The organism is Oceanicola sp. D3 (assembly GCF_006351965.1).
GTDB lineage: Bacteria > Pseudomonadota > Alphaproteobacteria > Rhodobacterales > Rhodobacteraceae > Vannielia.
Map to the genome: position 1 here is coordinate 768,469 of NZ_CP040932.1, position 20,452 is coordinate 788,920.

Genomic DNA, 20,452 nt, shown 5'->3' on the forward strand with positions numbered 1-20,452 from the left:
CGCACAGAGGCTTGAGCCCCGCCGCCGGTTTTGCTTTCTTCGCCGTCATGGATGCCCCCACCCTCTCCCGCCGCTTCGTTCTGGCCGGCCTGCTGACCTCAGCCGCCTCCTGTTCTTTGGCGGAGGCGCCTGAGCGCTCTCTGCGGCCTGTCGCCAAGCCGACCGGCAGCAACGGGCAGGCACGCCACTCCACCGCCGCCGAGGCGCTGATCAACGCGGCAAAGCTCGATGGCAAGATGGGCTTCGTGGTGGCCGACGCCCGCTCGGGGCAGGTGCTTGAAGCGCACAACCCGCTCCTGCCCCTGCCGCCCGCATCCACCGCCAAGGCTATCACCGCGCTTTATGCGATGGAGCGGTTGGGCCCGGGCTTTCGGTTTTCCACAGATGTCATCGCCACCGGCCCCGTGTCGGGCGGGGTGGTGCAGGGCGATATCGTGCTGTCCGGCACCGGCGATCCGACGCTGGATACCAACAAGCTGGCCGAACTCGCCGCGCGGATGCGTCAGGCCGGGGTGAGCGGTGCCACTGGCCGCCTGCGTATCTACGAGGGCGCCCTGCCGCATCTGCGCACCATTGATCCCGAACAGCCCGACCATGTGGGCTACTCCCCCGGCATTTCCGGGCTGAACCTCAACTACAACCGGGTGCATTTTGAGTGGAAGCGTGCCGGCAGCGGCTATTCGGTGGCGATGGACGCACGCTCCGACAAGTATCGCCCCACCGTCCGAACGGCGCGCATGGACGTCGCAAACCGCAGTATGCCCGTCTACACATATGAGCAGCGCGGCGGGGTGGATCGCTGGACGGTGGCGAGCAAGGCGCTGGGCAAGGGCGGCTCGCGCTGGTTGCCGGTGCGCAACCCCGGGGCCTATGCCGGCGAGGTGTTTCAGGCGCTGGCCGCGGCGCAGGGCGTGCGGGTTGAACTGGGTGATCCGGTCGCACGCCGACCCGATGGCAAGGTGCTGGCGCGGGTCTTGTCAGACGAACTGTCGACCGTGATGCGCGACATGCTGAAATGGTCCACCAACCTCACCGCCGAGGTCGTCGGCATGACGGCCTCTGCGCGCGGCGGCAGGGTGCCCCGCAGCCTGCGCGATTCTGCGGGCGACATGAGCCGCTGGCTCTCTGCCCGGGTCGGAACAAACAAGGCGCGGTTTGTCGACCACTCCGGGCTTGGCGACGCGTCGGAGATCTCGTGCCGAGAGATGGTTGAGGCGCTCACAACGCTGGCTCCCAAACTGGGCCTGCGCTCGTTGCTCAAGCCCATCCCGATGCGCAACTCGGCTGGCAAGGTGCTTGATGGCCACCCGCTCCAGATCGTCGCCAAAACCGGAACGCTCAACTTCGTGTCCGCGCTGGCGGGTTACGTGCGTGCACCCGATGGCACAGACCTCGCCTTTTCGATGTTCATGGCCGATGAGCCACGCCGCCGCCGCCTGAGCAAGGCCGAGCGGGAACGGCCAGAGGGCGGCGCAGCGTGGAACAAGCGGGCAAAGAACCTGCAGCTACGGCTGATCGAGCGCTGGGCGGCGCTTTATACCGGCTGATCTGACTGTCGTTAATCAAACGAAAAGGCTCTTCGCGTAAGGCTGTGGCAACGGGGCGAGTCTCTGCGCTCCTGTCGTATCGGCGGAGGCCCAATGACCGAACCCCAAAGCCAAGCGCAACGCCCGACCACGGGAGAGGCCCCCTTCGGGTTTGACGAAATTTTCTTTTCGCGCACCGATGAACGGGGGGTCATCCAGGCTGGCAACCAGATCTTTCAACGGGTGTCGGCACATCCCTGGTCCAAGCTGATCGGCGCCCCGCACAAGGTCATCCGCCACCCGGATATGCCCAAGGGCTTTTTCCACCTGTTCTGGGAGCGGCTGAAGGCCGAGCGTTTGGTTTCTGGCTACGTCAAAAATCGCGCAGCCGACGGGCTCTACTACTGGGTCTACGCCGTGGTTTCACCCATGCCCGGCGGCGGCTACATTTCCGTGCGCATCAAGCCGTCGAGCGAACTCTTCGATCACTGCGCGCAGGAATATGCCCGCATTCTCAAGCTGGAGCAGGAGCAAGGCCTCACCCCGGCTGAAAGCGCGGACCTGATCGTCAAACGCTTGAACGAACTCGGCTATACCAATTTTGAGCATTTCATGGCCTCAAGCCTCGCCCAAGAGCTTGCCGCGCGTGACGTCAAGCTGGGCCGCAAGGCCAGTGAGCGGGCGCGGAGTTTCGCCGATGTCGCCACCGCTGTGCGCGAGGCAAGAGCCCACACCGATGCACTGTGCGAGACCTTCAGCGCGATTGAGGCAGTGCCGCACAACATGCGCATCCTCGCCTCCCGCCTTGAGGCTTCCGGCGGGCCGATTGCGGCGATTTCCTCCAACTATGGGTCGATGTCCAAGGAGATATCCGACTGGGTCGACAAGTTCATTCTCGGCAAAGACAGTGCCTTTTCCTCCCTGCGCCACGCCGTTAGCCGCAGCCGGATGCTGAGCGCCACGGCGCGTGTGATGGAAGAGGCGCAGGTGCAGTTTGATTCCGAGGCCGACGACATGCTGGAGGGTGGCGACCGGCTCGCGGAAAAGGACCGGCTGCATGAGGTTTCGCAGAAATACCGCAAGCTTTCTGATGAATACCTGAACACCGTAGAGCGCGAGGCAACAACCTTCGGGCGCGCGGTTGGCGACATGAAGCGCCTGATCGCGGGCCTCTCTACGACCCGGATGATGTGCAAGATCGAAAGCGCCCGGTTGCCCGACCATAACGAGAGCCTGATGGCGATCATCGACCAGCTCGACAGATTTCAATCCGAGCTTGAAGACCGGCTCGACAAGATCGGTGCCATCACCAGCGCTGTCCTCAAAGCCGCCCGCTCGCTGGAAGTGGGGGGCGTTGCTGGTGCCCCGCAGCCCGCCAGTGCCCCCACAGAGGCGGCCTGAAGGCATTAACCCTTGCCCAGTCCGCCGCTTGGGGCCGGCCACCCAAAGCCGCTGATTACATGGTCAGGTGCCGCGCCCTCGCGCCGCGCTCGATCGCGGCGCCATGCAGCCTGTCAATGTTGAGCTCGTAGCGCATCTCCTGAAGGAAGGCCAACTCGGCCTCCTGCAACTTGCCGTCCGAGGCTGCAACATCACAGGCCAGCGCATAGGCTGTTTCATAGAGCCGCGCCGGCAGCCCGTCGCGGATCAGGCCAAACAGCGCATCCAGCCCGTCCTCGTTCTCGAACAGGTCAAACACCGTGGCCGAAACGCCGCGCACCCGGTCGAGGTCGTAGTCGGCGAAAACGGGCAGGTGGTTCACGATGCGCTCGATGGTGAGCAGCTCGGTGGTTCGGATGGCCTCATCGGAAGCCGAAACCGCGATCATCACCGCCACAAGGCAGTCCTGCGACGTCATCGAGGAGGTATCTTCGCTCACGTGGGGCCTCTTTCTGCTGTGCGGGCATTGCAATGCGCCTGTTTTATTGACCTTGCCGCGGTGCCGCAATAGCAAGCACCGGCGGGCGGCACATGGGGTGCCCCCGGAAAGGAAAGCACGAACAGATGTCCGAACTGCGGCAAATCGCGATGGAAAGTAAAGCCTGGCCCTTCGAAGAAGCGCGGGCCGTGCTCAAACGCATCGAGAAGACCCCGCCGAAGAAAGACCACGTGCTGTTCGAAACCGGCTATGGCCCCTCCGGCCTGCCGCATATCGGCACCTTCGGCGAAGTCCTGCGCACCACCATGATCCGCCGCGCCTTCGAGGTGATCTCGGACATGCCGACCAAGCTCATCTGCTTCTCCGATGACATGGACGGTATGCGCAAGGTGCCGGGCAACGTGCCCAATCAGGAGCGCATGGCCGAAGACATGCAGCGCCCGCTCACCTCGGTCTTCGACCCCTTCGAAACCCACGAGAGCTTTGGCCACCACAACAACGCCATGCTCCGCCGCTTCCTCGATACCTTCGGCTTTGATTACGAGTTCATCTCCGCCACCGAATTTTACAAAGATGGCCGCTTTGACGAGGTGCTGCGCCGCGCCGTCGAGCGCTATGACGATGTGATGAAGGTCATGCTGAAGAGCCTGCGCGAAGAGCGCCAGCAGACCTATTCGATCTTCCTGCCGATCCACCCCGAGACGGGCCGGGTGCTTTATGTGCCGATGAAGCACGTCGACGCTAAGGAGCACACGATCACCTTCGACGACGAAGAGGGCCGCGAATGGACGCTGCCGGTGACCGGCGGCAATGTGAAGCTGCAATGGAAGCCCGATTTTGGCGCCCGCTGGGCCGCGCTCGACGTCGACTTCGAGATGTATGGCAAGGACCACTCCACCAACACGCCGATCTACGACCGGATCTGCGAGATCCTCGGCGGCAAGAAGCCCGAGCATTTCACCTACGAGCTGTTCCTCGACGACAAGGGCCAGAAAATCTCCAAGTCCTCGGGCAATGGCATCAGCATCGACGAATGGCTGACCTATGCGGCGACCGAGAGCCTCAGCTACTTCATGTATCAAAAGCCCAAAACGGCAAAGCGCCTGCATTGGGATGTGATCCCCAAGATGGTGGACGAATACCACCAGCAACTCCGCGCCTTCCCCGATCAGGAGGCCAAGGCACAGCTGGCCAACCCGGTCTGGCACATCCACGAGGGCAAGCCGCCGGTGTCGAACATGGTGGTGCCCTTCTCCATGCTGCTCAACCTCGCTTCGGTCTCCGGCGCGCAAGACAAGGAAACCCTCTGGGGCTTCATCCGCCGCTACGCCCCGGGTGCCGAGCCAGAAACCCACCCCGATCTCGACGCCGCAGCAGGCTTCGCGGTGAAATATTTCGAAGATTTCGTCGCCCCCACCCGCCAATTCCGCGCCCCGACCGACAATGAGCGCGAGGCGCTCGAAGAGCTGCGCGACAAGCTGAAGGCATGGGACGGCGGGCAGGATGCAGAAGGCCTGCAAGGTATCGTCTACGACGTTGGCCGCGAGCGGTTCGACCCGATGCGCGACTGGTTCAAGGCGCTCTATCAGGTGCTGCTGGGGGCCGACCAAGGCCCGCGCTTTGGTGGCTTCATCGCGCTCTACGGCGTGGATGAAACCGTGGCACTGATCGACAAGGCACTGGCGGGCGAGCTGGCCTGATTTGCCGAACAACTGCGCAGAGCTATCTTCCTTGAGGTCAAGGGAGGTAGCCTCATGCGTATTCTGGTCGTCATTCTCACCCTTCTGTTCGCCGCGCCCGCCGCGCCCGCCGCGCAGGCGCAGGAGCCAAGCGCCATCCCTGATGTGATCGGGCAGCAGCTTGAGGCCTTCGAGGCCGACGACTACGCCCGCGCCTTCACCTTCGCCTCCCCGATGATCAAAGGCTACTTCCAAACACCCGAGAACTTCGGCGCGATGGTCCGCGAGGGCTATCCCATGGTCCACCGCCCCGATGCCGTAACCTTCGGCACCCGGCGCGCCGAGGGCAGCAGCATCTATCAAACGGTCACGATCCGCGATGCCGAAGGCCGCTATCACGCGCTGGAATACGAGATGATCCCAGACGGGCACGGCGGCTGGCTGATTGATGGCGTAAGCTTTATCCCCGCGCCGGATGTTGCCGCCTAAGGTGCGCACGCCAAGGTTACCAACCCTTTAACCTTACCCCTTAAACCCAACTGCGCACCGGCATCGCGCCGGACCATTCCGCACTCACGACGACAATCGAGACCTGCCCCGCCCCATGCCGCGGGCGCCGGGTGGTGGCCGCATGTCTGAAGCGGCCCAGAGCAGACAAAGGGGTTTTGCGATGAACAAGGCTATCACCGACGGGATCGTCTTCATGCCGCCGCCGTTTTCGGGCGGGCTGGATGTGTGGTCCAAGGAAAACGGCACGCCCGGCAGCGCCACCTATGATGGAGACCCGAGTGCCGCGCAGGTGCCGTCGGATTCCGATTTCGCCGGCTGCCTTGAGCTGACCAAAACCACCAGCACCCAAAAGCTGCGCTACATGGGTGAAACCCCGATCCTGCCGGGCTGTTACCTCCGGGTGACGGCGCGGGTGAAGGCGGTGGCAGGCAACCTGCCCGCGGTGCGCATTGCGGCATGGGCCGGTGGGGCGGGCAGCGCTCACGTGACCGGCCTCGATGAAACCGGCCCCTCCGTCAGCCTCACTTCCTACGGCGAGGTGGTAGAAGTCTCCGCCATCATCGGCACCGCCAATCGCACCGGTGTGCACATGCCATGGACAACCGATGTGCTCTACGCCCACATCGGCCTCGATCTCACCGGCCCCAACGGCGGCACCGTGCGCATTGATGATCTTGTGGTCGAAGACATTACCTCCGCCTTCCTGCGCGACATGATGGATTGGGTCGACGTCCGAGATTTTGGCGCCGTGGGCGACGGGGTGGCCAACGATACCGCCGCCTTCAACGCCGCCGATAATGCTGCAAACGGTCGGGCCGTGCTTGTGCCGGAGGGCACCTATTACATCGGCAGCACTATCACCATGGATAACCCCGTTCGCTTTGTCGGCACCCTCGTGATGCCCGACGACAAGCGCCTGTCGCTGAAGAAAAACTTCGACCTACCCACCTATATCGACGCCTTCGGCGATGAGCGGCTGGCCTTCGAGAAGGCGATCCAGTCGCTGTTCAACTTCAACGACCACGACAGCCTCGACATGGGCGGTCGCAAGGTCGACCTTACCGAGCCAATCGACATTCGCGCCGCCGTCGACAATCAAGATGCCTTCCTGATCCGCCGGGTTATCCGCAATGGCCAGTTTCAGGCATCAACCTCCACAGCCTGGGATGATACGGTTGTCACCTCCCAAGCCACCTACACCACGTCCGATAGCAAAACCCTCACCGGCGTCACCAACGTGGCCAACATCGAGCTGGGCAGCCTTGTGACCGGCGCGGGCGTGGGCCGCGAGGTTTACGTGAAGTCCAAGAACGTCGGTGCTCAAACGGTGACGCTCAACAAGTCGCTCTACGGCGCGGCGGGCACCCAGAACTTCACCTTCACCCGGTTCAAATACATGCTCGACTTTTCCGGCATGGTGAACATGGACAAATTCGTTTTTGCCGACATCGAGTTTCAGTGCTCATCCAAGGCCTCGGCCATCATGCTGCCGCAGGACGGGCTGAACTTTCACATCCGCGATTGCTTCATCACCGCCCCGAAAGATCGTGGCATCACCTCCATCGGCGGCGCGTGCCAAGGCATGCAGCTGGACCGCTGCCAGTTTCTCAGCTCCGAGCAGAGCGAAGATGTGCAGGACCGCACCACCATCGCCGTCAACATCAATTCCAACGATGCCAAGGTCCGCGATTGCCGTGCCGTGCGCTTCCTGCACTTCCTCGTGTTGGGCGGCAGCAACTACATCATCCAAGGCAACCACTGGTTTCAGGGCGACGGCGTCAATCAGGGCCTGCGCTCGGCAGGGGTCGTCTTTACCACGGTCAATGTCTCATCGACGATCAACTCCAACTACGTCGACAACAACTTCATCGAGTGGACCAACGAGCATGATGCCACGCCCGATTACAACTCGGGCTATTCCTTCGGCGCGCTCACGGTGCAAAACAACGTCTTCTTCTGCACCAACGCCGCGCCGTGGTTCACCTTCTTCGTCGTCAAGCCCTTCGGGGGCGGGCACTTCATCCACGGGCTCACGGTGACGGGCAACACCTTCAAAACGGTGAACGGCTCCATCGACCGGGTGGAACAGGTGGATGAAAGCTACGCCGGGTTCGACTATGGCCGGTTCCGCAACATCCAGTTTCATTCCAACACATTCAATGGAATCAACCAGATGACCGTCAGCCCGGTAATGCTCCAGTTCGATCAGAACACAGCCGCAAGCACCTGGACGTTGAACTTTGGCGATTACATGCCCTTTGGCGGACGCATCCGCAACGTCGAGAGCGTGGTGGCCGAGAACTCTATCGACAAGCCCGTGGGCGGCAAGCTCTGGTCCATGCCCTACGTGCGGGTCGAGCGCGGGGCGACCCAGCAGGAGGTGGACTTGGAGTGGGAGAGCGCCTGCACCGGCCGCGTTCAGGTCATCGGGCGGGTCGACAACCCCAACTGACGTGTCTTGGCGCGCGGCTCCGCATCACTCGGTGCGGGGCCGATCGGCCAAGCCCAGATCCTGGGGCGTCAGCCGAAAGGCCTTGCCGAACCCGCCGTTCAAAAACGCGCCCTGCACCTCCATCGCGACAAAGCCGAAATCCCCGAAATCAATGTAGAGTTTCGCCTTCGGATGGCTCTCCAACCACCGCGCTCGCAGGGCGGCATGGGCTTCGCTCTGCCGCTCCACGAACCGCGCCGCGCAGTGCAGCGAAAGCCGAGGATGCGTCAGCGGGTCACCCTTCGGCCCCGGCTCACCCACCATCAGCGAACACACCGGCTCGGCCCGCAGCGCGCCGGTATGCGCCGAGAGCGATGAAACAAGTGTCACCGGCCCGCCGCCCGCATCGGTGCCCACCGCAATCCGGCTGACCATCGGCACCCCGCCGTCCAGCACCCCGAGCGCGCCAAAGCGGGCATCGTCCAGCAGCGCGCGGGCCATGGCGCGGGCTTCATCGTCGGTCGGGCGGATGGGATCGGTCATGATTCAGGTCAAGGCGGCTGCACTCCGCCCAGCCTATCCTGAATCCGACAGCCAGGTAAGGAGGGCCAAACTCATGTATTCCACAATTCTCGTCCCGATCGCCTTTGAAGAGGGCCGCGACAGCAGCGCCGCGCTCGACATCGCCAAGGCCCTTCTGGCCCCCGGTGGCACCATCACCGCGCTCCACGTGATCGAGGAGGTGCCGAGCTACGCTTCCACCTATCTCGACGAGTCCCTGATCGTCGAGGCCCGCAAGAGCGTGATGCACGCCCTCGCCGCCAAGCTCGGAGACCACAAGGACGTAACCCCCCATGTGGTGACAGGCCACTCCGGCCGCACGATCCTTGAAGAGGCCGGGCGCATGGGCGCCGATCTCATCGTCATCGCCTCTCACCGCCCCGGCCTGCAGGATTACTTCCTCGGTTCCACAGCGGCCCGGGTGGTGCGCCATGCCAAGTGCTGCGTGCATGTGATCCGGTAGGGCAGGACTTGTCCTGCCACTCCGATCGGTTACGCTGAAGGCAAGGGAGGAGACCCCATGCCAACCATCACCACCGACACCACCCGCCAGACGGTGCTGACCACCTTCGAGGTCACGCCGGGTACCTGCGAAGACGTGCTCGACGCCCTCAGGGTCGCCTATGCCGAGGTGATCTCGAAGCAGCCCGGCTTCATCGCCGCCGCACTGCACGTGAACGACGCGCAGACGCGGATCGCCAACTACTCCCAATGGGAGAAGCGCGAGGATTTTCAGGCCATGCTGCGCACCCCGGAGATGCGCAAGCGCAACCGTGCCATCCACGCCGAGGTCAAAAGCTTCGAGCCGGTGATGATGGACGTGGCGGCGGTCTTCTGATGCGCTGGCTCGCGCTCCTGCTGCTCGCCAGCCCCGCCATGGCCGATCCGGTCGGCATCACGCCCGACGTGATGTCGGTGACGGTGCAAACCCCCTCCGGCCCCGTCGAGATCGCCCGCGAGCAGGACAATGCCGCCGTGATCGAAGGCGACTTCGCGCAAATCGCCCGCCCGTGCCCCAACTTCTGCATCCAGCCCATGGTGCCCGCCCCCGGCGTCACCCCCATCGGCGAGCTGGAGCTTCTGGCGTTTCTGCAAGACCCGGAGGCCGTGGTGATCGACGGCCGCATCCGCCCCGAGTTCGAGGCCGGCACCATCCCCGGCGCCGTCTCCGTGCCCTACACCGAGGCCGCCGACCGGCTGGGCGAACTGGGCTGCGAGCCCGATTTCGAGGGCTGGATCTGCGAAGGCACCCACCCGAAGGTCGCCCTCTTCTGCAACGGCCCCTGGTGCGGCCAAAGCCCCAAGGCAGCGCGCCGGATGATCGAGGCGGGCTACCCGGCAGAGCTGATCCACTACTACCGTGGCGGCATGCAGATGTGGCGGATGCTCGGCCTGACTGTGGTGCCCGGCACCTAGGGCGGGGCGCTCTGCCGCAGCCTCTTAAAACCGGCAGCCCCGGCCCCTACCTGTCCCCAAACGCAATTCGCGAAAGGACAGCCCATGAACTGCCCCCACTGCAACATCCCCCTCTCCATGGCCGACCGCACCGGAATAGAGATCGACTTCTGCCCCCAATGCCGCGGCATCTGGCTGGACCGGGGAGAGCTGGACAAGATCATTGAGCGGGCGAGCCAACCGTTAGGCCCCAATCGCCCCACCCGCTATGACGAGGGCGCGGTGCGCTCAGGCGACGACGGCTACCGGCGCTACGGGAAGAGCTACAAGAGCGGGGAGAAGTATTACGGCAAGAAGCGCAAGGGCGGAGTGCGGCGCGTGCTAGATGAAATATTCGACTTCTAGGTAGGGTGGGCAATCTGCCCACCTTCCAAAGCCCCTTCAGGATCCGTTAACCAAGTCGCGGCAATATCGGCCCATGTCGAACTATCGCCGCATCCGCCAGCGCGCGGGAACCTACTTCTTTACCGTCAAGATCGCGGCACCGGGTTCCCGGTTGTTGACGGAGCATGTCGACATTCTCCGCCGTGCCTATGCCGCAACCCACGCGGATGCACCTTTCCGGAGCGATGCCATCGTCATCCTGCCCGACCATATCCACGCCGTCTGGACCTTACCGGAAGGAGACAGCGACTATTCGGAGCGCTGGCGTCGGATCAAGGGCCGTTTCACGCATTGGATCGGTCAGAAAAGGGCGCGATCGCTTAGCAAGGAAATCAAGCGCGAGGCGGGAATCTGGCAGCGCCGCTTTTGGGAACACACGATCCGCAACGAAGAGGACTACAGCCGGCACCTCGCCTACTGCTGGGGCAATCCAGTGAAACACGGCTTGGTGGAGCGGGCTACGGATTGGAAACTGTCCTCAATCCATCGGGATATCCGCCTTGGCCGCGTCGATCCCGAATGGTCCGGACGCGTCGAACTCGGAGACTACGGCGAGTAGGGTGGGCAATCTGCCCACCACCCGTCTTGCGGCACCCCGGAAGGTGGGCAAATTGCCCACCCTACGACCACCACTCAGCCAATCCGTGCGACGCTCGTTCAAGTCAGCTCCACCAATTGATCGCGTGGGTCTTGGCATCTTGAAGCGTTTGGGCGCGGGTATGGCCGGAACCTGCGTAATACGGATGACCTCCCGAGTTTCTTGTGGTGTGGGAGTGCCTAGTGTGGAACCAAGCTGACCCGTCAGGATCAACCATCTCCACAATGATGGATTCAACTCGGTATTTCTCTCGAGACTCGGCAACTTCAATCGTAGCGCTCAGGACCAGCGCCTTGCGTTCGGTGAGATTCATCTGTGTCTCCTTTCTTGAAATAGACACAGGCAGTCTCGGAGCAAGGTCGGCTTTCTCGCAATGCACCAGAACTAGACACCCTGAGGCGCTACCTTCCCCGCCTCTTAACATTCCCCCCACGCTGCCCCGGCCTCCCGGCCGTGCTCCGCCCCGAAGCCTTCTGCCCGGCCTCAACAGCCGCATCCACCGCCGACTGCCGCGCCAGCGGGTCCGCCGACACCACCAGGTCCACCGCCTCCAGCCGTTTCACCTCGTCGCGCAGCCGCGCGGCCTCCTCGAACTCCAGGTTCTCCGCCGCCTTGCGCATCTTGTCGCGCAACCCGTCGAGGTGCGCCTGCAGGTTCGCCCCGGTCCCAACGGCATCCACCTTCGCCGTGACCCGGTTCATGTCCACGTCGCCCTTGTAGAGCCCGGCCAGCACGTCCTCGACGTTCTTCTTCACCGTCTCCGGGGTGATCCCGTGTTCCTCGTTATAGGCGATCTGCTTGGCCCGCCGCCGATCGGTCTCGCGCATCGCGCGCTCCATGCTGCCGGTGATCCGGTCGGCATACATGATCACCCGGCCATCCGCATTTCGCGCGGCGCGGCCCACTGTCTGAATCAGCGAGGTTTCCGAGCGCAAAAAGCCCTCCTTGTCGGCGTCCAGAATCGCCACCAACCCGCATTCCGGAATATCCAGCCCCTCGCGCAGCAGGTTGATGCCGATCAGCACGTCAAACGCCCCAAGCCGCAGATCCCGCAAAATCTCGATGCGCTCGATGGTGTCGATATCCGAGTGCATGTAGCGCACCTTGATGCCCTGCTCGTGCAGGTATTCGGTGAGGTCTTCGGCCATGCGCTTGGTCAGCGTCGTCACCAGCGTGCGGTAGCCCTTGGCCGAGACCTGCCGGATCTCGTCCATCACGTCATCCACCTGCGTGTCCACCGGGCGGATTTCGATCACCGGGTCGAGCAGGCCGGTGGGGCGGATCACCTGCTCGGTAAACACCCCGCCGCTCTGCTCCAGCTCCCATGCCGCCGGGGTGGCCGACACGAACACCGACTGGGGCCGCATCGCGTCCCATTCCTCAAACTTCAGGGGCCGGTTGTCCATGCAACTTGGCAGGCGGAAGCCATGCTCCGCCAGCGTGAACTTGCGCCGGTAGTCGCCCTTGTACATGCCGCCGATCTGGGGCACCGACACATGGCTTTCATCCGCGAAAACAATGGCATGGTCGGGGATGAACTCAAACAGCGTGGGCGGCGGCTCACCCGGCGCGCGGCCCGTCAGGTAGCGCGAGTAATTCTCGATTCCGTTGCAAACCCCGGTGGCCTCCAGCATCTCGATGTCGAAATTGGTGCGCTGTTCCAGCCGCTGCGCCTCCAACAGCTTGCCCTCACCCACCAGCTGGTCGAGCCGCACCCGCAGCTCTTTCTTGATGGAGGTGATCGCCTGCTGCATCGTCGGCTTCGGCGTCACGTAGTGCGAATTGGCGTAAATCCGCACCTTCTCCATCGTCCCGGCCTTTTCGCCGGTCAACGGGTCAAACTCCGTCAGGCTCTCCAGCTCTTCGCCAAAGAAGCTCAGCCGCCACGCACGATCTTCAAGGTGGGCCGGCCAAACCTCCAGCGCATCGCCCCGCACCCGGAAGGTGCCGCGCTGAAACGCCTGATCGTTGCGCTTGTATTGCTGCGCGATCAGGTCTGCGATCACCTTCCGCTGGTCGTAGTCCTTGCCCACATGCAAATCCTGCGTCATCGCTCCGTAGGTCTCGACGCTACCGATGCCGTAGATGCAGGACACCGAGGCAACGATAATCACATCGTCGCGCTCCAGCAGCGCCCGGGTGGCCGAGTGGCGCATCCGGTCGATCTGGTCGTTGATCTGGCTTTCCTTCTCTATGTAGGTGTCCGAGCGCGGCACATAGGCCTCGGGCTGGTAGTAGTCGTAGAACGAAACGAAATACTCCACCGCGTTGTCGGGGAAGAACCCTTTGAACTCGCCATAAAGCTGGGCCGCCAGCGTCTTGTTCGGCGCAAGGATGATCGCCGGGCGCTGGGTTTCCTCGATCACCTTGGCCATGGTGAAGGTCTTGCCGGTGCCCGTCGCGCCCAGCAACACCTGATCGCGCTCGCCGTTCTTCACGCCCTCGCTCAGTTCCACAATCGCTGTCGGCTGGTCGCCCGCCGCCGAAAACTCGGTGTGCATGACGAACTTCTTGCCACCCTCCAGCTTCTCCCGGGTTTTCACATCGGGGGCAGGCGAGTGCAAAATCGGCGGAAGGCTCTGTGAGCCATCGTTATGGGCATAGGGCATGGGCAGGCTCCTTCATCAGGTCTAAGTTGTGCCATCACCGCCCGGTGTAAAGACCCATGCTGACAACGAACTGTCAGGAGCCGTCAGGAACCGCCATGCCTTATCGCCCCTTCGCTTTGCTCATCTCGGCCTGTTTTGCCGGAATGGGGCTGTGCCTGCTGGTCACGCCGGGCCTGTTCGTCCTGGTCTTCGACCTGCCTGCGGAGCCGGGGGCGGCGGTGATGGCGCACCGGGCCGGGGTCGTCTACCTCGGGGTCGCGGGGTTTGCCGCGCTCTCTGCCGGGGCACAGGGGCGGGCAGAGCAACGGGTGCTGCCGCTCTGCGTGATCGGTATCATGCTGGCGATGGCGGCGCTCGGCGTGGTGGAGGTGCTGCGCGGGGCGGCAGGTCTGCGGCTGCTGCTGGGCGTGGCGGCAGAGCTGCTGCTGGCTGGCATAGCCCTGTCAGCGCTGCGGCGGGCCTGAGCCGGGGCAGGGGGCAGAAGGCAGGATTTTCAACGCATCGCCCTTGCGCCGAGCCCCCCTTTTGCCACATATATCAACCGCATCAGCCAGGAGACCTGCCACATGCGCGCCCGCATCTACCAGCCCGCCCGCAACGCCATGCAATCCGGCACCGCCAAAACCAAGGGCTGGGTGCTCGATTATGGCCCCTCCGAAAGCCGCGAGCTTGATCCCCTCATGGGCTGGACGGGCTCGGGCGACACCCAAGCACAGGTGCGGCTGCGGTTTTCCTCCAAGGAGGAGGCACTGGACTATGCCAAGGAGCATGGCATCGACGCGGTGGTGACAGAGCCGCAAAAGCGCAAGCCCAACATCCGCCCCGGCGGCTACGGCGAAAACTTCTCTACCTCCCGCCGCGAGCCTTGGTCGCACTGAGGTTTTGTAAATCGGGGCAAAGTTGTCTCGGAATCGGGTTGAAGATTCCGCGAAGCCCCAGATTTAGATATTTTTGAGCGCGGCGCACAACATTTTGGCGCGCTTCACATCGCCGCCGCCCCCCCCGAAAACGACTTCCTCAGGGCGACCCAACCGGTCGCCCGTTTTATATCCAGACCTGCCAGAGTGCCCATCATGATCATTACCCATCTCGTCACTCACAATGGCGGTTTTCACGCGGATGAACTTCTATCCTCGGTCATCCTGACCCGCCTGTATCCGCAGGCCGATGTGGTGCGTACCCGTGACGCCGCATGGATCACCCCGGGTGAGGGCAAGATCATCTATGATGTGGGGCGCGACTATAACGCCGAGGCGGGCATCTTTGACCACCACCAGCGCCCCAATCCTCTGCGTGAGGACGAACAACCCTACAGTTCCTTCGGTCTGATCTGGAAACATTACGGCCTTGATTACCTGCGCGCTTTGGCGATCCCCGAGGCCGATCTGGAAGACATCCACGCCAGCTTTGAGCAGAGCTTTGTCCTGCCCATCGATCTGATGGACAATGGCGCGATGAACCCTTCGGTCGCAGGCCCGCTGACGCCTTTGACCCTCTCGGTCCTGTTGGAAAGCCTGAAGCCCGTCTTCGACAACCGCAGCTCTGACGCGGACGATAAAGCCTTCGCGGAGGCGCTGCCGATCGCGCGGGCGTTTGTCGAGGCGTCGATTGTTAAGAAAGCCGCCAAGCGTCGTGCCGAGGCCATCGTCAGCAAGGCGATCCACGATGCTGGCACCTCGCGCATTCTGGAATTGCCCATGGGCATGCCCTTCCGTTCGGCCATTGAGTCAAGTGGCGCGGACCATCTGCTGTTTGTGTTGACCCCCCGTGACACTGATTGGTCCATCGGCGGTATTCGCGTCAGCGGTGACAGCTTTGAACAACGCGCCGATCTGCCCGCCGCATGGGCTGGCCTGACAGACGAGGCACTGGAAGACGCCAGCGGCGTCAAAGGCGCAAAGTTCTGTCACAACGGACGGTTCATCGCGGTTGCCAGCAGCCGTGAGGCAGCCCTGAAGATGGCCACACTGGCCGTCGAAGAGGCTGAGCGCACAGGCCCCACAGCCTGATCTCACGGAGGCACGATGGATTTCCTGCTGAACGGAGACGAAACGGGGCGCACCACGATCCTGCTGGCCCATGGCGCTGGCGCAGCGATGGACACCCCTTGGATGAATAGGGTTGCCGAAGGGTTGGCGGCCCAAGGCTTCCGCCTCGCCCGCTTCGAGTTCAGCTACATGTCCGCCCGTCGCTCTGGCGGCTCTAAGCGGCCACCAGCAAAGGCCGACACCTACGCGCCAGAATTCCTTGCCGCCATTGATGCGCTTGCCTGCGATGGTCCGTTGATCATTGGCGGGAAAAGCATGGGCGGCCGCGTGGCCAGCCTGATCGCTCAGGAGCTTTATGACGCGGGGCGGATCAAAGGTCTGCTGTGCCTAGGCTTCCCTTTCCACCCGCCGAAGAAGCCCGGCAATCGGCGTGGTGAAAACCTTGCCGACATCACCTGTCCAACCCTCATCTGCCAAGGCACACGCGATCCTTTCGGCACGCGGGAAGAGGTGCAGGATTACGACCTGTCCAATGCCGTGACGCTGCACTGGCTGGAAGATGGCGATCACGACCTGAAGCCCCGTAAACGCGTGACTGGCAAGACGCTTGAGGACCACCTCCTTGAGACCGCTGAGCAAACCAAGGTTTGGGTAAATTCCTGCTGCTGATTGGCTTCGTCAGTATGCGGCTGGAGAAATCCAGGTGGCAGGTTTCGGCCGATACTGTGGAAAAACACCCGTTCGCGAGCGCAGAATCCTGGCATCCGAAAGCGGCGCGAGCGCCTTTCCCGTCAGGCTGTCCGCACTTGCTGCGGTGCAGGAAGTATCCTGGCCAGTTTCCTGAGGTTCTGGGCGGTGGCGGCGAGGAGGAATTCGTCATTTGCTCCGCATGGACCACGTAATCGGAGCCTGTTCAGGCCGAGGATGCGTTTGAGGTGAGCGAATAGCATTTCGACCTTCTTCCTCAGCTTCATCGAGATCGCGTATTGCTCGGTTTTCGCAATGTCGCGGGCAACCTGGCGGGCGTCTTCGTGTTCCTCGCGGGTGATCGACCGGAAGTCCATGTTGGGGCAGCAACGCGACTTCGAGGGGCAGGCCTGGCAGGTGTGCTTCAGGCACCGGTATTTGGCGACGCCCTTGCCGGTCGGCCCGCGGTTCGGATCGGAGTAGTTCCGGCGGAATTGCTTCAGCTCGTGGCCTTCGGGGCAGATGTATTGATTGTTCTCGGCATCCCACTCGAAGTCGGCCCGGGTCCAGGTCCCGTCGCTGCGCCCCGACTTGTCGAAGACAGGGATGTGCGGGGCAATTTTGCGGTCAACCAGCCATCCTAACATCGGCGCGGTGCCATAGGCCGTGTCCGCGATCAGGCGCTCTGGGTGCAAGTCGAACTTGGCCTTCACCCGCTCAAGCATGGTCTTCGTCGATCCGACCTCGGCTTGACGGATCGACCTCGTGGCCTCCACGTCCACAATCACGCCATGGTCCGTATCGATCAGGTAATTGTCGGAATAGCTGAAGAACGCCGGACCTTTACGGGCGGCCGTCCACTGGCTGGCCGGGTCGGAATGCGAGGTAAACTTGGGCTGCACCTCGCTGGCCGCGCCAAAGGCGGCTTCGTCCAGCGTCTCCAGATACTCACGGACGGCCCGGCGCGCGTCGGCAGGGTCGATCTGCCTGGCGTCCCAATCCTCTTTCGGCGTCGAGTTCTGCTTGTTGGCATCCGCTTCGATCAGACTTGCGTCGACCGCCATGCGCTGCCCGCTGACCAGGCCCTCAGCGATGCACCGTGCGACCGTCACCTCGAACAGATGGCGCAGCAACTCGCTGTCCCGGAACCGGCCGTGTCTGTTCTTGGAAAATGTCGAGTGATCGGGAACCCGGTCGGCGAGATCGAGGCGGCAAAACCAGCGATATGCCAGGTTCAGATGCACCTCTTCACACAGCCGCCGCTCCGACCGAATGCCGAAGCAATAGCCGACCAGCAGCATGCGGATCAGCAACTCGGGATCGACCGAGGGGCGGCCAGTGTGGCTGTAGAAATCTGCAAGATGGGCGCGGATGCTGCTCAGGTCGACAAAGCGGTCGATGGATCGAAGCAAGTGGTCTTGCGGGACGTGATCATCAAGCGAGAACTCGTAGAACAACGCCGGTTGCGCCTCCTGCCGCGGTCCCATCATCGCCGATCCTCCCACCCATTGCAGGAATTGAATCAGCCAGAAGCCCCCCGATCAAGCGTGAGTTTTTCAACAAAATAGGCCCAAAGGAGCCATTCAAGCAAAGACTCCTCCCTTGCAGCGTTTCGCATTAATCGACTTCGCATTTGGCGCATTGGCGGTCAGACAACCCCATGGCCCGCTCGCCCGAATGCCGCACTTATGGTATTCCTCATCTCGATCGCTCGCATAAAGCGACGTTTCATTTAGACTGATCGGAGGCAACGATGGACAAGCTCTCCGTCATGAACGCCTTTCGCCGCATTGTAGACCGCGGAAGCTTTGCGCGTGCGGCGGAGGATCTCGGTGTTTCACCCGCCCTCCTCAGCCGCGAGATCAAGCTCTTGGAGGAGAGCCTGGGCACGGTATTGCTCACACGCACGACACGTTCCATGTCACTCACCGATGCTGGCCAGCTCTTTTATGACGAGGCATCCGGCATCCTCGATGCTGTGTCCCAGGTCGAGACGCGTATCCGTGACGGTGCCGGGGCGATACGGGGCCATCTCAAGGTGAACGCTTCGAGCTCTTTCGGACAGACTGTCATTGCGCCGATCCTGCCGGGTTTCCTTGATGCCTATCCCGACCTGCGTCTGACGCTGTCGATGGATGACAGGGTGATCGACATGGTGGAGGGCGGCTTTGATGTTTCGATCCGGATCCGGGCGGCCATGCCGGATTCCGCGCTTGTGGCGCGCAAGCTGGGGACGATGCGGCAACAGGTCTTTGCCGCGCCGTCCTATCTGGACAAAGCCGGCGCTCCGGAAACGCCGCAGGACGTAGCCAAGCACCGTGTCATCGGGTTCTTGCTGGCCGATCATCTCACCGCCTGGACCCTTCATGGTCCATCCGACACAGTGACCTTGGACCTTGATCCTTCCATCCGCGTCGGCAACAGCCTTGTCCTGCGCGATCTGTTGATCGCCGGCCAGGGCATCGGGACCTTGCCAGATTTCGTTTCAAGGGATGCGGTTGCGCGCGGCGAGCTGGTCCGCGTGTTGCCCGATTGGGAACTGCCCGCGCCGGAGATCTACGCGGTGACAGCCTCGCGCCTCGGCATGGATGCAAAGGTCTCGGCGTTTCTCGATCATCTGCGCGTCGCGCTGCGCCCCTGACATTCTTCAACCCACGTAAAGAGTGAAGTCAAAGCGAGCCGGTTATTCCGGACCGCCGTATCCCCGATCTTCTCAGGTGACGAAACACACACCCTAGAGAGGATCCCATGACCCGTGTTCTTGTTCTTTACTATTCCAGCTACGGCCATGTCCGCACGCTCGCCGAGGCCGAGGCCGAAGGCGCCCGCTCGCTGCCGGGCACCCATGTCGATCTGCGCCGCGTACCCGAAACCGTCCCCGAGGAGATCCGGCAAAAGGCCGGATTCGCCGTGGACGAAACCCCCGTTGCATCTCCTGTGGATCTTGAAGGCTATGACGCCGTCATTTTCGGCACCCCGACGCTGTTCGGGATGATGGCAGGACAGATGAAGTCTTTCCTCGATCAGGCTGGCGGTCTGTGGGCGCGGAATGCGCTGGTCGGCAAGGTCGCAGCCGTCTTTACCTCTACTGGCTCGCAGCATGGTGGGCATGAGGCGACACTGCTGTCCACCCAGATCCCGCTGCAGCATTTCGGAATGCTAATCGCGGGCATGCCCTACACTTTTGCAGGTCAGAAGACGGGCGAGGAAATCGTAGGCGGCGCCCCCTATGGCGCGGGCACCATCGCCGGGGCCGACGGGTCACGCACACCATCCGAAACCGACCTTGCAGGCGCACGCTTCCAAGGTGCCCATGTCGCCCGGATCGCTGCACGCCTTGCCGGGGCAGACTGGCAACAAGAAGAGGCCGCGTGATGGCATCCCTTACCATAGATTTCTTTCACGACGTCGTCTGCTGCTGGTGCTTCAACATCTCGTCGCGGATGCGGGCGCTTGAGGAAGAGTTCGATCTCGATGTCCGGCACCGGACCTTCGTCCTACAAGCCAGCCGCGCCGAGATGGCCGCACGCTGGGGCGCACCCGAGGACGCCCGCGAGACCATCCTCGGCCATTGGGAGGCGTGCCGCGAGGTCAGCGACCAACCAACGCTCGTCGATATCGACGCCATGCGGGCCGCGCCCTTCGACTATCCTCACGGCATGATCGCCGCGCTTGGCTGCAAGGCTGCCGAACGGATTGGCGGGCAAGCCGCACATTGGGGCATGTTCGACTGCTTGCAACGGGCGCATCTCGGCGAAGCCCGCAATATTGCCGATATCGAAACTATCCTGGCAGTGGCTCGGGATCTCGGGTTCGAAGCCGCTGCCTTTCGCGATGCGTTCGACGACCCGGTTACGGCACAGGCGGTCGACGCCGATCGGCGACAGGCCCGCGCGCTTCAGGTCCGCTCTATCCCCACGCTCATCGTGCGCGAAACAGGATCGCGCCTCATCAATGGACCGCGAGAGGATTTGGCCGCGCAGCTCCGCGCCTCCCTCCGTCTTGTCGCTTGAAAGGAGCTCCTCATGGCCTTTTTCACCCATCTTTCACGCACCCGGGTTTACCCCCGCAGGCTGTGCGATTTCGCGCAAGACCTCTCGCCGCATATGCGGCGCGATATCGGCCTCGATAGTTGCACCAAACCA

22 protein-coding genes are annotated in these 20,452 nt (G+C 62.8%); 17 read left to right on the forward strand and 5 right to left on the reverse strand.

From position 1 onward, the window contains the following. Window positions 1–47: 47 nt before the first annotated feature. Together dacB and FHY55_RS04015 are read left to right on the forward strand one after the other, a co-directional pair. On the forward strand, window positions 48–1,547 hold the full coding sequence (gene dacB / locus FHY55_RS04010) for a D-alanyl-D-alanine carboxypeptidase/D-alanyl-D-alanine-endopeptidase (protein ID WP_140012962.1): 1,500 nt from the start codon (window positions 48–50) through the stop codon (window positions 1,545–1,547). A 93-nt stretch (window positions 1,548–1,640) separates the two neighbouring features. After that, window positions 1,641–2,927, forward strand: a complete 1,287-nt coding sequence (locus FHY55_RS04015; RefSeq protein WP_140012963.1) for a PAS domain-containing protein — start codon at window positions 1,641–1,643, stop codon at window positions 2,925–2,927. 55 nt (window positions 2,928–2,982) lie between these two features. Here the strand turns inward: FHY55_RS04015 and FHY55_RS04020 are convergent, their stop codons facing one another. Next, on the reverse strand, window positions 2,983–3,384 hold the full coding sequence (locus FHY55_RS04020; protein WP_140015988.1) for a tellurite resistance TerB family protein: 402 nt from the start codon (window positions 3,382–3,384) through the stop codon (window positions 2,983–2,985). A gap of 146 nt (window positions 3,385–3,530) precedes the next feature. On the opposite strand from FHY55_RS04020, the gene FHY55_RS04025 reads away from it, so the two are divergent. The 3 genes from FHY55_RS04025 to FHY55_RS04035 all read left to right on the forward strand — a co-directional run bounded on the left by FHY55_RS04025 (window position 3,531) and on the right by FHY55_RS04035 (window position 8,046). Then, window positions 3,531–5,105 carry a lysine--tRNA ligase gene (locus FHY55_RS04025; RefSeq protein ID WP_140012964.1) on the forward strand — a complete coding sequence of 525 codons (1,575 nt, stop codon included), beginning with the start codon at window positions 3,531–3,533 and terminating at the stop codon, window positions 5,103–5,105. Window positions 5,106–5,159: 54 nt separating this feature from the next. Further along, complete coding sequence (locus FHY55_RS04030) at window positions 5,160–5,573, forward strand: DUF4864 domain-containing protein (protein ID WP_140012965.1); 414 nt, start codon at window positions 5,160–5,162, stop codon at window positions 5,571–5,573. Window positions 5,574–5,754: 181 nt separating this feature from the next. Beyond that, window positions 5,755–8,046, forward strand: coding sequence for a glycosyl hydrolase family 28-related protein (locus tag FHY55_RS04035; protein ID WP_140012966.1), 2,292 nt, complete (start codon window positions 5,755–5,757; stop codon window positions 8,044–8,046). Window positions 8,047–8,070: 24 nt separating this feature from the next. On the opposite strand, the gene FHY55_RS04040 is transcribed toward FHY55_RS04035, so the two are convergent. After that, window positions 8,071–8,568 carry a HugZ family protein gene (locus FHY55_RS04040; protein WP_140012967.1) on the reverse strand — a complete coding sequence of 166 codons (498 nt, stop codon included), beginning with the start codon at window positions 8,566–8,568 and terminating at the stop codon, window positions 8,071–8,073. Window positions 8,569–8,641: 73 nt separating this feature from the next. Here FHY55_RS04040 and FHY55_RS04045 point away from each other — a divergent pair, with 73 nt between their 5' ends. The 5 genes from FHY55_RS04045 (at window position 8,642) to FHY55_RS04065 (ending at window position 10,984) form a co-directional block, all read left to right on the forward strand. Further along, complete coding sequence (locus FHY55_RS04045; RefSeq protein WP_140012968.1) at window positions 8,642–9,049, forward strand: universal stress protein; 408 nt, start codon at window positions 8,642–8,644, stop codon at window positions 9,047–9,049. A gap of 57 nt (window positions 9,050–9,106) precedes the next feature. After that, the gene (locus tag FHY55_RS04050) at window positions 9,107–9,424 is read left to right on the forward strand and encodes an antibiotic biosynthesis monooxygenase (RefSeq protein ID WP_140012969.1); all 318 of its coding nucleotides are present in this window, start codon (window positions 9,107–9,109) and stop codon (window positions 9,422–9,424) included. After that, window positions 9,424–10,002 (forward strand): rhodanese-like domain-containing protein, encoded by a 579-nt coding sequence (locus tag FHY55_RS04055; RefSeq protein WP_140012970.1) that lies wholly within the window; start codon window positions 9,424–9,426, stop codon window positions 10,000–10,002. Before FHY55_RS04050 ends, FHY55_RS04055 begins: the two co-directional genes overlap by 1 nt. Before the next feature lie 84 nt (window positions 10,003–10,086). Further along, complete coding sequence (locus FHY55_RS04060; protein ID WP_140012971.1) at window positions 10,087–10,386, forward strand: zf-TFIIB domain-containing protein; 300 nt, start codon at window positions 10,087–10,089, stop codon at window positions 10,384–10,386. A gap of 73 nt (window positions 10,387–10,459) precedes the next feature. Further along, the gene (locus FHY55_RS04065) at window positions 10,460–10,984 is read left to right on the forward strand and encodes a transposase (RefSeq protein ID WP_140012972.1); all 525 of its coding nucleotides are present in this window, start codon (window positions 10,460–10,462) and stop codon (window positions 10,982–10,984) included. Window positions 10,985–11,087: 103 nt separating this feature from the next. Here FHY55_RS04065 and FHY55_RS04070 read toward each other — a convergent pair whose 3' ends face one another. Beyond that, entirely contained in the window at window positions 11,088–11,336 is a 249-nt protein-coding gene (locus FHY55_RS04070; protein ID WP_140012973.1) for a hypothetical protein, read from the reverse strand. A gap of 88 nt (window positions 11,337–11,424) precedes the next feature. Further along, complete coding sequence (gene uvrB, locus FHY55_RS04075) at window positions 11,425–13,632, reverse strand: excinuclease ABC subunit UvrB (protein WP_140012974.1); 2,208 nt, start codon at window positions 13,630–13,632, stop codon at window positions 11,425–11,427. 95 nt (window positions 13,633–13,727) lie between these two features. Here uvrB and FHY55_RS04080 point away from each other — a divergent pair, with 95 nt between their 5' ends. The 4 genes from FHY55_RS04080 (at window position 13,728) to FHY55_RS04095 (ending at window position 16,289) form a co-directional block, all read left to right on the forward strand. Then, the gene (locus FHY55_RS04080; RefSeq protein ID WP_140012975.1) at window positions 13,728–14,096 is read left to right on the forward strand and encodes a hypothetical protein; all 369 of its coding nucleotides are present in this window, start codon (window positions 13,728–13,730) and stop codon (window positions 14,094–14,096) included. A 102-nt stretch (window positions 14,097–14,198) separates the two neighbouring features. After that, a complete protein-coding gene (locus tag FHY55_RS04085; RefSeq protein ID WP_140012976.1) occupies window positions 14,199–14,510 on the forward strand; it encodes an ETC complex I subunit in 312 nt (103 codons plus the stop codon). Between the two features lie 195 nt (window positions 14,511–14,705). Then, on the forward strand, window positions 14,706–15,641 hold the full coding sequence (locus FHY55_RS04090; protein WP_140012977.1) for an MYG1 family protein: 936 nt from the start codon (window positions 14,706–14,708) through the stop codon (window positions 15,639–15,641). Window positions 15,642–15,656: 15 nt separating this feature from the next. Then, window positions 15,657–16,289, forward strand: a complete 633-nt coding sequence (locus FHY55_RS04095; RefSeq protein WP_140012978.1) for an alpha/beta family hydrolase — start codon at window positions 15,657–15,659, stop codon at window positions 16,287–16,289. A 122-nt stretch (window positions 16,290–16,411) separates the two neighbouring features. On the opposite strand, the gene FHY55_RS04100 is transcribed toward FHY55_RS04095, so the two are convergent. Further along, entirely contained in the window at window positions 16,412–17,797 is a 1,386-nt protein-coding gene (locus FHY55_RS04100) for an IS1182 family transposase (RefSeq protein WP_140012979.1), read from the reverse strand. A gap of 263 nt (window positions 17,798–18,060) precedes the next feature. On the opposite strand from FHY55_RS04100, the gene FHY55_RS04105 reads away from it, so the two are divergent. The 3 genes from FHY55_RS04105 (at window position 18,061) to FHY55_RS04115 (ending at window position 20,320) form a co-directional block, all read left to right on the forward strand. Then, window positions 18,061–18,948 carry a LysR family transcriptional regulator gene (locus FHY55_RS04105; protein WP_140012980.1) on the forward strand — a complete coding sequence of 296 codons (888 nt, stop codon included), beginning with the start codon at window positions 18,061–18,063 and terminating at the stop codon, window positions 18,946–18,948. A gap of 107 nt (window positions 18,949–19,055) precedes the next feature. Then, window positions 19,056–19,682, forward strand: coding sequence for an NAD(P)H:quinone oxidoreductase (gene wrbA / locus FHY55_RS04110; protein ID WP_140012981.1), 627 nt, complete (start codon window positions 19,056–19,058; stop codon window positions 19,680–19,682). Further along, window positions 19,682–20,320 (forward strand): DsbA family protein, encoded by a 639-nt coding sequence (locus FHY55_RS04115; protein WP_140012982.1) that lies wholly within the window; start codon window positions 19,682–19,684, stop codon window positions 20,318–20,320. Before wrbA ends, FHY55_RS04115 begins: the two co-directional genes overlap by 1 nt. Window positions 20,321–20,452 lie beyond the last annotated feature (132 nt).

What these genes read in the sequence shown, in the direction of transcription:
- dacB (WP_140012962.1), top strand. Translation starts at nt 48, where the DNA reads ATGGATGCCCCCACCCTCTCCCGCCGCTTCGTTCTGGCCGGCCTGCTG.
- FHY55_RS04015 (WP_140012963.1), top strand. Translation starts at nt 1,641, where the DNA reads ATGACCGAACCCCAAAGCCAAGCGCAACGCCCGACCACGGGAGAGGCC.
- FHY55_RS04020 (WP_140015988.1), bottom strand. Translation starts at nt 3,384, where the DNA reads ATGACGTCGCAGGACTGCCTTGTGGCGGTGATGATCGCGGTTTCGGCT.
- FHY55_RS04025 (WP_140012964.1), top strand. Translation starts at nt 3,531, where the DNA reads ATGTCCGAACTGCGGCAAATCGCGATGGAAAGTAAAGCCTGGCCCTTC.
- FHY55_RS04030 (WP_140012965.1), top strand. Translation starts at nt 5,160, where the DNA reads ATGCGTATTCTGGTCGTCATTCTCACCCTTCTGTTCGCCGCGCCCGCC.
- FHY55_RS04035 (WP_140012966.1), top strand. Translation starts at nt 5,755, where the DNA reads ATGAACAAGGCTATCACCGACGGGATCGTCTTCATGCCGCCGCCGTTT.
- FHY55_RS04040 (WP_140012967.1), bottom strand. Translation starts at nt 8,568, where the DNA reads ATGACCGATCCCATCCGCCCGACCGACGATGAAGCCCGCGCCATGGCC.
- FHY55_RS04045 (WP_140012968.1), top strand. Translation starts at nt 8,642, where the DNA reads ATGTATTCCACAATTCTCGTCCCGATCGCCTTTGAAGAGGGCCGCGAC.
- FHY55_RS04050 (WP_140012969.1), top strand. Translation starts at nt 9,107, where the DNA reads ATGCCAACCATCACCACCGACACCACCCGCCAGACGGTGCTGACCACC.
- FHY55_RS04055 (WP_140012970.1), top strand. Translation starts at nt 9,424, where the DNA reads ATGCGCTGGCTCGCGCTCCTGCTGCTCGCCAGCCCCGCCATGGCCGAT.
- FHY55_RS04060 (WP_140012971.1), top strand. Translation starts at nt 10,087, where the DNA reads ATGAACTGCCCCCACTGCAACATCCCCCTCTCCATGGCCGACCGCACC.
- FHY55_RS04065 (WP_140012972.1), top strand. Translation starts at nt 10,460, where the DNA reads ATGTCGAACTATCGCCGCATCCGCCAGCGCGCGGGAACCTACTTCTTT.
- FHY55_RS04070 (WP_140012973.1), bottom strand. Translation starts at nt 11,336, where the DNA reads ATGAATCTCACCGAACGCAAGGCGCTGGTCCTGAGCGCTACGATTGAA.
- uvrB (WP_140012974.1), bottom strand. Translation starts at nt 13,632, where the DNA reads ATGCCCTATGCCCATAACGATGGCTCACAGAGCCTTCCGCCGATTTTG.
- FHY55_RS04080 (WP_140012975.1), top strand. Translation starts at nt 13,728, where the DNA reads ATGCCTTATCGCCCCTTCGCTTTGCTCATCTCGGCCTGTTTTGCCGGA.
- FHY55_RS04085 (WP_140012976.1), top strand. Translation starts at nt 14,199, where the DNA reads ATGCGCGCCCGCATCTACCAGCCCGCCCGCAACGCCATGCAATCCGGC.
- FHY55_RS04090 (WP_140012977.1), top strand. Translation starts at nt 14,706, where the DNA reads ATGATCATTACCCATCTCGTCACTCACAATGGCGGTTTTCACGCGGAT.
- FHY55_RS04095 (WP_140012978.1), top strand. Translation starts at nt 15,657, where the DNA reads ATGGATTTCCTGCTGAACGGAGACGAAACGGGGCGCACCACGATCCTG.
- FHY55_RS04100 (WP_140012979.1), bottom strand. Translation starts at nt 17,797, where the DNA reads ATGATGGGACCGCGGCAGGAGGCGCAACCGGCGTTGTTCTACGAGTTC.
- FHY55_RS04105 (WP_140012980.1), top strand. Translation starts at nt 18,061, where the DNA reads ATGGACAAGCTCTCCGTCATGAACGCCTTTCGCCGCATTGTAGACCGC.
- wrbA (WP_140012981.1), top strand. Translation starts at nt 19,056, where the DNA reads ATGACCCGTGTTCTTGTTCTTTACTATTCCAGCTACGGCCATGTCCGC.
- FHY55_RS04115 (WP_140012982.1), top strand. Translation starts at nt 19,682, where the DNA reads ATGGCATCCCTTACCATAGATTTCTTTCACGACGTCGTCTGCTGCTGG.